The 11,715-nt window shown below is 72.9% G+C and carries 11 protein-coding genes; 3 read left to right on the top strand and 8 right to left on the bottom strand.

Annotated elements, in window-relative coordinates:
• Positions 1 to 5: 5 nt before the first annotated feature.
• A complete protein-coding gene (locus tag ACGFWI_RS11010) occupies positions 6 to 956 on the bottom strand; it encodes an ACP S-malonyltransferase (protein WP_393905634.1) in 951 nt (316 codons plus the stop codon).
• A gap of 89 nt (positions 957 to 1,045) precedes the next feature.
• Positions 1,046 to 2,230, bottom strand: coding sequence for a PucR family transcriptional regulator (locus ACGFWI_RS11015; protein WP_393905635.1), 1,185 nt, complete (start codon positions 2,228 to 2,230; stop codon positions 1,046 to 1,048).
• A 57-nt stretch (positions 2,231 to 2,287) separates the two neighbouring features.
• Here ACGFWI_RS11015 and ACGFWI_RS11020 point away from each other — a divergent pair, with 57 nt between their 5' ends.
• Positions 2,288 to 2,959 carry a pirin family protein gene (locus tag ACGFWI_RS11020; RefSeq protein WP_393905636.1) on the top strand — a complete coding sequence of 224 codons (672 nt, stop codon included), beginning with the start codon at positions 2,288 to 2,290 and terminating at the stop codon, positions 2,957 to 2,959.
• Between the two features lie 57 nt (positions 2,960 to 3,016).
• On the opposite strand, the gene ACGFWI_RS11025 is transcribed toward ACGFWI_RS11020, so the two are convergent.
• Positions 3,017 to 3,838, bottom strand: a complete 822-nt coding sequence (locus tag ACGFWI_RS11025) for a serine hydrolase domain-containing protein (RefSeq protein WP_393905637.1) — start codon at positions 3,836 to 3,838, stop codon at positions 3,017 to 3,019.
• Between the two features lie 185 nt (positions 3,839 to 4,023).
• Between ACGFWI_RS11025 and ACGFWI_RS11030 the strand changes: the two genes are divergently transcribed.
• Both ACGFWI_RS11030 and ACGFWI_RS11035 read left to right on the top strand, forming a co-directional pair.
• On the top strand, positions 4,024 to 4,512 hold the full coding sequence (locus ACGFWI_RS11030; RefSeq protein ID WP_393905638.1) for a MerR family transcriptional regulator: 489 nt from the start codon (positions 4,024 to 4,026) through the stop codon (positions 4,510 to 4,512).
• A 7-nt stretch (positions 4,513 to 4,519) separates the two neighbouring features.
• Entirely contained in the window at positions 4,520 to 5,545 is a 1,026-nt protein-coding gene (locus tag ACGFWI_RS11035) for an aldo/keto reductase (RefSeq protein WP_393905639.1), read from the top strand.
• A gap of 142 nt (positions 5,546 to 5,687) precedes the next feature.
• Here the strand turns inward: ACGFWI_RS11035 and ACGFWI_RS11040 are convergent, their stop codons facing one another.
• The 5 genes from ACGFWI_RS11040 to ACGFWI_RS11060 all read right to left on the bottom strand — a co-directional run bounded on the left by ACGFWI_RS11040 (position 5,688) and on the right by ACGFWI_RS11060 (position 11,533).
• Positions 5,688 to 6,926, bottom strand: coding sequence for an acyltransferase family protein (locus ACGFWI_RS11040; protein WP_393905640.1), 1,239 nt, complete (start codon positions 6,924 to 6,926; stop codon positions 5,688 to 5,690).
• A gap of 109 nt (positions 6,927 to 7,035) precedes the next feature.
• A complete protein-coding gene (locus tag ACGFWI_RS11045; RefSeq protein ID WP_393905641.1) occupies positions 7,036 to 8,202 on the bottom strand; it encodes an alpha/beta hydrolase in 1,167 nt (388 codons plus the stop codon).
• Positions 8,203 to 8,402: 200 nt separating this feature from the next.
• A complete protein-coding gene (locus ACGFWI_RS11050) occupies positions 8,403 to 9,083 on the bottom strand; it encodes a response regulator (protein WP_393905642.1) in 681 nt (226 codons plus the stop codon).
• The gene (locus tag ACGFWI_RS11055; protein ID WP_393905643.1) at positions 9,080 to 10,447 is read right to left on the bottom strand and encodes a sensor histidine kinase; all 1,368 of its coding nucleotides are present in this window, start codon (positions 10,445 to 10,447) and stop codon (positions 9,080 to 9,082) included. The genes ACGFWI_RS11050 and ACGFWI_RS11055 overlap by 4 nt, the downstream gene beginning before the upstream one ends.
• Before the next feature lie 207 nt (positions 10,448 to 10,654).
• The gene (locus tag ACGFWI_RS11060; RefSeq protein WP_393905644.1) at positions 10,655 to 11,533 is read right to left on the bottom strand and encodes a DUF4429 domain-containing protein; all 879 of its coding nucleotides are present in this window, start codon (positions 11,531 to 11,533) and stop codon (positions 10,655 to 10,657) included.
• Between the last annotated feature and the right edge of the window lie 182 nt (positions 11,534 to 11,715).

An 11,715-nucleotide genomic window follows, 5' to 3' on the forward strand; every position in this document is an offset into this window, starting at 1 on the left:
GACTCCTATTCGGCCGGTGCAGCGGTGTCGGCGTGTCCGGCGATCAGCGTGCGGGCCGCGTCGAGGTCGTCGGGCGTCTTGAGGGCGAGGGTCTGCACGCCGGGCAGCGCGCGCTTGGCCAGGCCGGTGAGCGTGCCACCGGGAGCCGCCTCGATGAGCGCGGTGACACCGAGCTCCTTGAAGGTCTTCATGCACAGGTCCCAGCGCACGGGGTTGGCAACCTGGCCCACCAGCCGCTGCACCAGTTCCTGGCCGGAGGAGACCAGCTGCCCGTCCTTGTTGGAGACGTAGCGCGTGTGCGGATCGGCGACCGAGAGCTGGGTGGTCGCCGATTCCAGGGCCGAGACAGCGGGTGCCATGTGGTGAGTATGGAACGCGCCGGCCACCTTCAGCGGTACGACCCGGCGAGTGCCTTCCGGCTTGTTCTCGACCAGCGCGGCAATCTGCTCGGCGGTGCCCGCGGCGACGATCTGGCCGGCGCCGTTCACATTCGCCGCGGTCAGGCCCAACTGCTCCAGATGCGGGATGACGACGGCCTCGTCGCCGCCCAGCAGCGCGGCCATGCCGGTCTCGGTGACGGCGGCGGCCTCGGCCATCGCCTGGCCGCGCCGGCGCACCAGCTTGATCGCGGCCTCGTCGGAGACCGTGCCGGTCAGTGCGGCGGCGGCCAGCTCACCGACGCTGTGGCCGGCCGCCGCGCCGACCTGCGCGGCGACGTCGTCGGCCGTCGCGAACAGCTGCCGGGCGGAGACCAGGGCGGAGGCCACCAGCAGCGGCTGCGCCACCGCGGTGTCGCGGATCTCCTCCTCGTTCGCCTTGGTGCCGTAGTGGACCAGGTCCAGGTCGATGGCGTCCGACCAGGCACGGAGCTGGTCCTCGACACCGGGGAGGTCGAGCCAGGGAGTCAGGAAGCCGGGCGTCTGAGCGCCTTGGCCGGGAGCGACGAGTACGAGCACCCTCACACTCTCTCTTGTGGGTGGTTCCGCCCGCCCGTGGGGACAGGGACGAAGAACCATCGGGGGAATTGTTGATGTCCGACAAAAGTCTAGGGTTGCGCCTCACTGTCAGCCAGACGCCCCAGAATCAACGCGATACGGAGGGTGAACGCGGAGCGCACATCGGAGGGTGACCAGCCGGTGACGTCGGTCACACGCCGCAGCCGATAGCGCACGGTGTTGGGGTGCACGAACAGCATCCGGGCGGCGCCCTCCAGACTGCTCGCCTGCTCCAGATAGACGCTCAGCGTCTCCAGCAGAGCCGACCCCGCCTCCTCCAGCGGTCTGTAGATCTCCTCCACCAGCTGGTCCCGGGCAACCGGGTCCGAGGCCATCGCCCGCTCGGGCAGCAGATCGTCGGCGAGCACCGGCCGGGGGGCGTCCGGCCAGGCGGCGCCCGCCCGCAGCCCGGCGGCCGCGGCCTGCGCCGAGCGGGTCGCGGCCAGCAGATCGGAGACGACCGGGCCGGCCACCACGGCACCGGCTGCGTACGGGCCGATCAGCGCCTTCGCGGCCTTCAGCGGATTGTCCGAGCCGCCCGCGATCACCACCAGGCGGGAGCCCAGCACGCCGGTCAGCACCTGGAGCTTGGCGTGCCGGGCGGCCCGCCGGATCGCCTCCACGGTCAGCTCGCTGTCCCCGTCCGGGGCGGTGCCCAGCACCACACACACATGCTCGGGGGAGTTCCATCCCAGCGCCGCGGCACGCGAGACCGCGCCCTCGTCGGCCTCTCCCGACAGCACCGCGTTGACCACCAGCGACTCCAGCCGGGCGTCCCAGGCGCCGCGGGCCTCGGCGGCCTGGGCGTAGACCTGGGCGGTGGCGAAGGCGATCTCCCGGGCGTAGACCAGCAGCGCCTCGCGCAGCACGGACTCGTCGCCCGGGGCCGCGACCTCGTCGATCGCGGACTCCATGACCTCGATGGTCGTGCGGACCATCTCCACGGTCTGCCGCAGCGTGATCGCCCGGGTCAGCTCGCGCGGCGCCGTACCGAAGACATCGGTGCTGATCGCCTGCGGGGTCTCCGGATGCCGGAACCATTCGGTGAACGCGGCGATACCGGCCTGGGCCACCAGGCCGATCCAGGAGCGGTTCTCCGGAGGCATCGCGCGGTACCACGGCAGCGTGGCGTCCATGCGGGCGATGGCCGCGGCCGCCAGTTTGCCGGAGGAATTCTCCAGGCGCCGGAGGGTGGCGGAGTGCGGGTGCGCGTCGCGCGATGCGGGTTCAGACACGGGACAAGCCTGCACTATCGGGGCGAGGAGGTGAGGGGGCGGGGCTACCGTGGGCCCATGATTCAGGTGTGTAGAGGCGATGAACGGTATCCGGGCGGGGACGCGGAGGCCGGGATCGAGTCGCTGCACGCGTTCTCCTTCGGGCCCCACTTCGAACCGGACAACCTGCGTTTCGGCGCGCTGATCGCGTGCAACGAGGAGCGGCTGACCGCGGGCGCCGGCTTCGACGAGCATCCGCACCGCGACACGGAGATCGTGACCTGGGTGGTCGAGGGCGAGCTGACCCACCGCGACTCGGCCGGCCACGAGACCACCGTACGCCCCGGTGATCTCCAGCGGCTCAGCTCGGCCGGTGGCGTACGGCATGTGGAGCGCAACGACGGCGGGCAGCCGCTCTGCTTCGTCCAGATGTGGCTGGCGCCGCTCGAATTCGGCGGTGAGCCGTCGTACGAGGTGGTGCGCGGGATCGCCGACGGCACCCCGTACGCGGTCGCGCCGGCCGGTGCCCTGCTGCATCTGCGCCGCCTCGCCGAGGGCGAGCGCACCGCGGTCCCGGATGCCGAACGGGCGTATGTGCATGTGGTGCGCGGCGCCGTACGGATCGGTGCCGAGCGCCTGGAGGCCGGCGACGCGGCGCGGATCACCGACGGGGCGGGGCTGGAGCTGCGGGGGCTGACGGCGGCGGAGTGCCTGGTGTGGGAGATGGGGGCGGAGCCGGCGTACGTGTGAGGCGGCCGGCCCGGAGCCGGCGGTATCGCCCCGCACCCTCAGGGCCGTACGGCCCCGTCAGGCCGACTGCGCCAGCTCGGCCAATACCGCGTCGGTCAGCTGCGGCCAGGCCTCGACGGCCCACGGCCCGAAGGCCCGGTCGGCCAGCGCCACACACGCCGCGCGCGCGTCCGGATCCACCCACAGGAACGTCCCGGACTGTCCGAAGTGCCCGAACGTGCGGGGCGAGGACGCGCTGCCCGTCCAGTGCGGTGACTTGCCGTCGCGGATCTCGAAGCCCAGCCCCCAGTCGTTGGGCTTCTGGTGGCCGTAGCCCGGCAGCACACCCGTCAGACCGGGGAAGGCCACCTGCGTCGCCGCCGCGAGCGTCTGCGCCGCGAGCAGCCGCGGCGCCTGCAGCTCCGCGGCGAAACGGACCAGGTCGGCGACGGTGGAGACGCCGTCCTTGGCGGGCGAGCCGGGCAGTTCCGTCGCGGTCATGCCGAGCGGGGCGAGCACCGCCTCGTGCAGATACTGCGGGAAGGGGATGTCCGTCGCCTTGGCTATGTGGTCGCCGAGCGCTTCGAAACCGGTGTTGGAGTAGAGCCTGCGGGTGCCCGGCTCGGCCATCGTGCGCTGCTCGTCGAAGGCCAGCCCCGACGTGTGGGCGAGGAGATGACGGACCGTGGACCCTCCGGGCCCGGCCGGCTCGTCCAGCTCGATGGCGCCCTCCTCGACGGCCAGCAGAGCGGCGTACGCGGTCAGCGGCTTGGTGACGGACGCCAGCGGGAAGCGGTGCTCCTGGGGGCCGTAGGATCCGGCCACCGACCCGTCGGCTCGTACGACGGCGGCCGCAGCGGTGGGCACCGGCCAGTTCTCGATCATCCGCAGGCTCTGCATGCCCACGAGCCTAGGGCCTGTCCGTTCTGCCCCGCCGCGGAGGCCCGTACGTCCCCAAATCCCGGTCAAGTCTGCCGGTGATCCGCACTTGCCTGGAGTGCACTCGAACTCTCTAGCGTTGAAGACGTCGAGAGGCATCCGGCGACAGCGCCGGGAGACATCCGGCGAGACAGGGGAGACGGGGCATGACGGTAACGCAGAGCGAACCGGTCACCAGCGGCGTGGCCGCGGCCGGAGAGCTGCCGACGAGGCCGCGCGGCTGTGGCACCGAACTCCCGCACCCCCGGCCCGCGGGCCGGGACCGGTACACGATCAGCGAGGTGGCGGAACACACCGGGCTCAGCGCACACACCCTGCGCTGGTACGAGCGCATCGGCCTGATGCCGCACGTGGACCGCACCCACACCGGGCAGCGGCGCTTCACCAACCGCGATCTGGACTGGCTGAGCCTGGTGACCAAGCTGCGGCTGACCGGCATGCCGGTCGCGGACATGGTCCGCTACGCCGAACTGGTGCGGGCCGGGGAGTGCACCTTTGCCGAGCGCGAGCAGCTGCTGACCGCGCATCGCGAGGACGTACGGCAGCGGATAGCCGAGCTGCAGAGCACGCTGGACGTACTCGACTACAAGATCGACATCTATGCCGACGCCCGACGGGCGTCCGAGAGGTTCTGAGGTCTCCATGGGCAGCGACAAAATCGAGACGGTCGAGCTGGGCACCGGCGGACCGCGGGTCGGGGTGCAGGGCCTCGGCTGCATGGGCATGAGCTTCGCCTACGGTCCGACGGACACCGACGAGGCGCGGGCCACGCTGGAGCGCGCCCTGGAGCTGGGCGTGACGCTCTTCGACACCGCCGATGTGTACGGGATGGGGGACAACGAGGAGTTCATCGCCCCGTTCGTCCGGGCGCACCGCGACGAGATCGTGGTGGCCACCAAGTTCGCGATATCCCCTGACCCGGACGCCCCGGCCGACCCGTACAAGCGCACCATCCGCAACGACCGGCCGTACATCCGCCAGTCCGTCGAAGCCAGCCTGAAGCGCCTGGGCGTCGACGAGATCGACCTGTATTACATGCACCGGCGCACGGCGGACGTCCCCCTTGAGGAATCGGTCGGCGCCATGGCCGAGCTGGTGGCCGAGGGCAAGGTCAAGCACCTGGGGCTGAGCGAGGTGACGGCCTCCGAGCTGCGGGCGGCGCAGGCCGTGCACCCGATCGCGGCGCTGCAGTCCGAGTGGTCGCTGTTCAGCCGGGACATCGAGGAGGGCGTGGTGCAGGCCGCGGCCGAGCTCGGCGTCGGCGTCGTCCCGTACTCACCGCTCGGCCGGGGCTTCCTGACCGGTGCGTTCGTCAGCGCCGACAAGGAGCTGACCTCGGATGACTTCCGGCGTACGCAGCCCCGCTTCACCGGCGACAACGCCACCGCCAACGCCGCGCTGCTGGAGCCGGTCCGCAAGGTCGCCGACGGCCATGGCGCGACGCCCGGTCAGATCGCACTGGCCTGGGTGCAGCAGCAGGCCACGGCCCGCGGTCTGGCCGTCGTACCGATCCCCGGCACCCGTAAGCGCAGCCGCGTCGAGGAGAACACCGGGGCCACCCGGATCCGGCTCACCGAGCAGGACCTGGCGCTGCTGGAGCCGATCGCCGGGCAGGTCGCGGGGGCGCGGTACGCCGACATGTCGCACACCTCGGCCGGGCGGGAGTAAGGACCGCGGGGCGGGGCGGGGCCGGCCTTCGCCGTGCCCCGCCCCTTTCCGCCGTGCTGCGCCGACTCCGCCATGGTGCGGATTCCCGTCCCGCCGCCGTGACTTCGCGGCCGCCGGCCGGGGAGAGCACAGCCCGGGAGCGTCACGCCAGCCTCAGCGCAAAGACGGCGAACCCGGCGGCCAGGAGCGCCGCGGCGGCTCGGCGGCCCCGGGTGACACCGGTCCAGGGGGCCTCGAAGCGGCGCGTGGTGCGACCGATGAGGACCAGCGCCGCGGCGAACACCGGCAGCCAGGCGAGCCGGACGAGGACCCAGCCGACGGCGTCGGGCCGCGCGGTCAGCCCGGGTACCTCGCCCAGGAAGGACGCGGGCACGGCCGCCGAGAGCAGCGCCGTCTGGTGCCAGCACAGGACCGTCATCGCGGAGAGGTTGATGATCGTGACGGGTGCCCACAGGGCGGGCCGGCGCAGGAGCCGGGCGAGCCGGTCACGGAGCAGGACGGCGGCGCCGGACTGGGCCGCGGCCAGCGCCAGGACCAGCAGCGACGGCGGGTGGGAGTTCGTACGGTCCTGACCGGGGACGCCGACCATGCTCGCCGGGTAGTGGAAGAACAGCAGCAGCGCGGCGAACAGCGCGGCGCCCCCGAGCAGCAGCGACCGGGCGGCGCGCCTGCCGAGCCCCCGCTCGCCCCAGGACACCCCGAGCTGATAGGCGAACAGCCAGCCGGGCAGGAGATTGAGCAGGCTGAGCCACGACGGCATGGCGTCGGCGAACGGCCCGTAGCGCAGGAAGTCCACCGCCGCCACGACGGCCGCCAGCGGCGCGGCGGCCCAGGCGCCCCACCGCCGGGCGGCCCGGACGCAGTACGGCGTCAGCGCGGTGACCGCCGCATACACGCCGACGAACCACAGCGGCTGGATCACCAGCGTCGCCCCGGTCCGCAGCGTCGCCTCCGGCACCCCCAGGCCGTACAGGACGGGGAGCAGCACCGCCCACACGGCCGTCACACCGAGCACCGGGCGGCCCAGCCGGACGATCCGGCCGCGCAGCCAGGTCCCGGTGGGCTCACCCCGCCCGGTGGCGCGCCGGAGGGACAGCACCGACGCATGGCCGCCGACCAGGAAGAAGATGCCGAGCAGCTGTAGCACCCAACTGGCGGGCGAGAGAGAGCCGAAGGCGGTCAGCAGGCTGGTGTTGTGCAGTGCGCCGTCGGTGTCGCGGTGGAAGCCCTCGAGCAGCCAGTGGCCGACGGGCACCGCGAGCAGCGCCAGCGCGCGCAGACCGTCGAGGGCGCGGTCGCGGTCCGCGGGAGTGCGGTCCTCGATGGTGCGGACCGTTTTGTGGGCGGCGCCTCTGAGAGACGTAAGAAGGGGGATGTCCATGAGGCGTCCTTGAGTCCTGGGACCGGAGGGGTGAGGAGCGGTGGAGGCGCGGGCAACGGGGCGGTGCGGCCGGTGCGCGCCAGGCGCCTGCCGAAGGCGCGTCCCGGCGTCAGCGCACGGCGCCGTAGCGGCCCAGCACGACGGCCGCGAAGTTCCGGAGGGAGTCCGTACCGGGGGCGAGATAGCCGGTGTGGCCCACGGCCCGCTCGGCGGAGATCCGGCGGGCGCCGAAGGCGGGGTCGGTCGGATCGGTGCCGTGGCCCAGGCCGAACAGCTCGACGTTCGGGATGTCGCCGATCCAGTCGGATGCGTCCCGCGCCGCCCAGACCCGGGCCGTGGTGTGCAGTTCCGCCGCGGTGTCCCGGCGGATCCCGGGAGAGCCGAAGACGATCAGGTCGGCGAGATCGCCGCGGTGCAGCCGCGGTACGGTCAGCCCGCAGACCACCGAGCCGTAGCTGTGGCACAGCACGGCCGGGGCCGGGGCGCCGACGGCGGCCAGGCCGGACAGGAAGCGGGCCAGCCGCGGCGCTCCGGCATCGGCGAGCCGGCCGGTCATGGCGTCCGGACCGACGCCGACCGGCGTGGTGTATCCGGCCCAGGCGATGACCGCGGTACGGGTCCCGGGCGCATCGGCGGCCAGGCGGGTCCGCAGCGACCTGGCCATGCCGGCCGGTGTGCCGTACGGGTCCCGGTCGCGGTCGAAGGAGGCCAGGTCGATGTCCGAGCCCGGCACGATCACGGCGGTGCGTTTCGCGGTGGCCAAGTCGCCGTACACCTCGGCCACTTGTCCGCGGCCGCGGGGATCGAAGGCGAGGAGGTGACGGCCGGGGGCGAGCAGCGAGGCACAGCGGGCGGCCGCCTTCCTGGCCCGACGGTGATCCTGGAGGGTGCCGGCCGGATCGGAGGCCCGGGCCAGCCGGCGGTCCCGTTCCGCCTTCAGCGCCCGGGAGTTGGCCGCATATCGCACCGTGGGGGGCACACCGTCGAGATTGCCGACGGTGAGCGGATGCCGGGCCACCAGCGTCCGGCGCTGCCCGTCGGTCAGCGCGGCGAAGAAGCGGGCGACCTCGGCGGGTTGGACGGTCGCCGGGTCCGGCAGCCGGACGCCGAGGGAGTGGTCGGCGCGCCATGCGGCCGCGCCGGGTGCCGGGCCCGTGACAGCTGCCTGAGCGGTGCCGGCCGCCCAGCCGCCGGTACCGGCGACCACGGTCAGCGCGAGCGCGGCGCCGATGAGTGTGCGCCGGCCGCGTCGAGCGGCGGTTCGCAGCCTGGACATGATGGTGTCTCCCTCTCCCGTTGGTGTGGCGGAGGGAAATGTAGGAAGACGGTGTATGACGCGGCGTCACGCCGCGGAGCCAACTGGTCGGTGATACCCCGGTAGGGGGGAGAGGCCTCCCTCGTCCTCAAGGAGGAGCGGCGGGGAAGACGCAGGGGAGTAGGGGAGGGGCGCCGGCCACCGGGGCGGCCCCGGGCCCGCTACTGCTCCCCGGGCGAGACCAGCCCCGACTCATACGCGAAGATCACGGCCTGGGCGCGGTCCCGCAGCGCCAACTTGGCGAGCACCCGGCTGACATGGGTCTTCACGGTCTGCTCGGCGACGATCAGCGCCTCGGCGATCTCCTGGTTCGACAGCCCACGGGCGATCAGCTCCAGGACCTCCGTCTCCCGCGGGGTGAGGCCCTTCAGCCGGAGCGTGGCCCGGCCCTTGCGGGGCGCCGGCCACCGGCGGGCGAAATCGGCTATCAGCCGCCGGGTCACGGACGGGGCGAGCAGCGCCTCCCCGGCCGCCACGACCCGGACCGCGGAGATCAGATCGCCCGGCGGCGCATCCTTGAGCAGGAACCCGGACGCACCCGCGCGCAGCGCCTCATAGACGTAGTCATCGACATCGAAGGTGGTCAGCATCAGCACCTTCGGGCGATGCAGCACGCCGGGGGGCGGATCGAGCAGCTGACGGGCCGCCTCCAGACCGTCCATCTCCGGCATCCGGACATCCATCAGCACCACATCGGGGTGCGTCCGGCGGCTCAGCTCGACGCCCTGCACACCGTCCGGCGCATCGCCCACCACCTCGATATCGCCCTGCGCGGCGAGCAGCGCGGCGAAGCCCGCGCGCACCATGGCCTGGTCGTCGACGATGATCACGCGCGTGGTCATACGGAGTCGGAATCCTTCGGTGAAAGGGAAGCAGCCGGGGCGGGCGGCGGCGAGAGGGGGAGCTGCGCGGCGACCCGGAAGCCGCCGTCGGGGAGCGGCCCGGTGTCGAGCGAACCGTCCACCAGCCGCACCCGCTCCCGCATACCGATGAGGCCATGACCGGTGCCGGCTGCCTCCAGCGGCGCGGACGGCGCGGGCGGCGGGGAGTTGACGACCAGAACGGTCAGCCGGGAGCCGTCCGCCGCCGTCGTCACCGACACCCGGGTCCGCGCGCCCGGGGCGTGCCGTACGACATTGGCCAGCGCCTCCTGCACGATGCGGTACGCCGACAGGTCCACCGCCGGTTCGAGCGGCACCCGGTCCCCGGGCAGCGACAACTCCACCGGAACCCCCGCCCGTACGGTCCCCTCGACCAGCTTCGCCAGCATGCCGATACCGGGCTGCGGGGCCTTCTCCGGGCCGCCGTGCCGCTCCGTCTCCTCGCTGCGCAGCACCCCGAGCAGCCGGCGCATCTCCGCCAGGGACTCCCGGGCGGTCGCCGCGATCGACCCGAACTCCTCCTCGGCCTCCCGGGGAATCCCGCTGATGCGGTACGGGGCGCTGTCGGCCTGGACCGTGATCAGCGACATGTGGTGGGCGACGACATCGTGCAGCTCACGGGCGATGCGGGTGCGCTCCTCCAGCAGCGTCCGACGGGCCCGCTCGGCCTCGCTGATGGTCTCCTGCTCGATCAACTTCCGCTGGGCGTCGCCGCGTTCCCGCAGCGTGGCGCCCATCAGCAGCACCACACCGGCGAGCACGAACAGCAGCACCCAGGTGCCGTCGCTTCCGTCCGGGGTCATCCCTTCGGAGAGGATGCCCGCCACACCGGTCGTCAGCCAGACGGCTATCAGGGTGCGGCCGCGCTCGCGCAGGGACAGCGCCAGCATCAGTGCGAGATAGCCGACGATCTCCATGGGCGGCCAGGGCCAGGCGCGGCCCACGACGCCGTCCACGAGGGTGAGCGCCAGGGCGCAGACCACGTCCGCCGTGAAGATCACCCACCAGGCCTGCAGCGGCCGGGTCACCGCCAGCAGCAGCGGCGCGGTCTGCGCGGTGGCCAGCGCGCCGGCCACTCCGCCGCCCAGGCCGTAGTCGTGGCTGAGGACTGTGATGGTCGTCGGCAGCAGGGACACCGCGAACGCGAACGCGACGACGTACGGCAGCCGGCGCAGCCAGGGATTCCGGACACCGCCGAACAACGGGGTGCCGGGCTCCGTCGGGGTGCCGAGCTCGACGGCGAGGACGTGCAGCGCCTGTCGTGCGGCGCGCAGCACCCGTTGGCGGGTCGGCTCGCGTACGGGGAGGGAAGAGGGTCCGGTCATCGCGCCCTCCATCTAAGCGGAGCACCGCGGGCACGGCGTCATACCTGGGTGCGGGCTTCCGACCCCTACCACGGTATGAGTCCCCGGTTCCCGCACCGGGCCCGTACGTCCGGCACCCGTTCCCCGAAGGCTTCCGGAGTCCCTGGAGTCCCTGGAGTCCCTGGAGTCCCCGGAGTCCCTGAAACCCGTGGGGCTCCGCCGGAACCCCTAGAGCTCCGCCAGCAGCTCGGCCTTCTTCGTGCTGAACTCGTCGTCGGTCAGCAGGCCCGCCCCGTGCAGCTCGCCGAGGTGCCGTATCCGGTCCGCGATGTCGGCGGGATCCCGGCGCGCGTCCCCGGTCCGGCGGCACGGTTCGCCCTCCGGCGTCTCCTGTGCCGGCTCGGCGGCGCGTACGGCCTGCAGCACCGCGGCCGCGAACGGCAGCGACTCATGGACGGGGCCGTACCCCAGCCCGAACATCACCGCGGCCGGATCCTGGTCCGCCTCGCCCGTCCCCGGCTCGCGGGCGCCGCGCTCCAGCAGACGCAGATAGCCGTTGAGGATCTCCGGCGACCGCCACTCGACCCCGGCCAGCTCGCCGACCGTGAAGGTCTGGTCGCCGCACTTCCACTTCGCCGTGGACGCACCCGTCCAGAACCACCGGAAGGCGACCGAGCTGCCGTCGAAGGAGGCCTTGCCGTCATACGCCTTGAAGTGCAGCGGGGGCTCCGGCGCGGCCACCAGATGGCGGTCGGCGGGCTCCTTCGCGTCGGGGCCGAGCACCGTGCGCAGCTCGTCGGCGTAGTACTCGGCCAGCGTCTCGCGCTCGGCCGGCAGCACCAGCCGGTACGGATCGACGTCCTCCTTGAGCTGTCCGTCCGCCGCCTCCATCAAAGGATCGGCGCCGGGCCGGGGCACGGCGTGCAGCACCACCGTGCCGCGTCTGCCCTCGGTCACCTCGACGGAGCTCAGCGCCTCGTACGGAATGCGTCGCTCGCCGAGCGCCTGGAACAGCTTCGGCTTGCGGATCCCCCGTTCGAAGCGGATGAGTACGGAGTCCGTGTCGAACTCCCAGACGGCATGAAAACCGGCCAGCACATCACCCATGCGGCTCATCGTATGCGGGCGGTTGCCCGCCCGTCCCCCTTCCGGACACCTCTGGGGCGTCTGCCGCAGCTACGCGCGTCACTCCGGCCACCCGCTCCGTTCTCTGCCTGGTGGACGTCGCCGGTGCGGGGCGCGGTTCCCGCAGGCACGGCCCGTCCCCGGGCGCCGGGCCGTGCCTGCGG

This window comes from Streptomyces sp. NPDC048434 (assembly GCF_043200375.1).
In the GTDB taxonomy this organism is placed as follows: Bacteria; Actinomycetota; Actinomycetes; order Streptomycetales; family Streptomycetaceae; genus Streptomyces.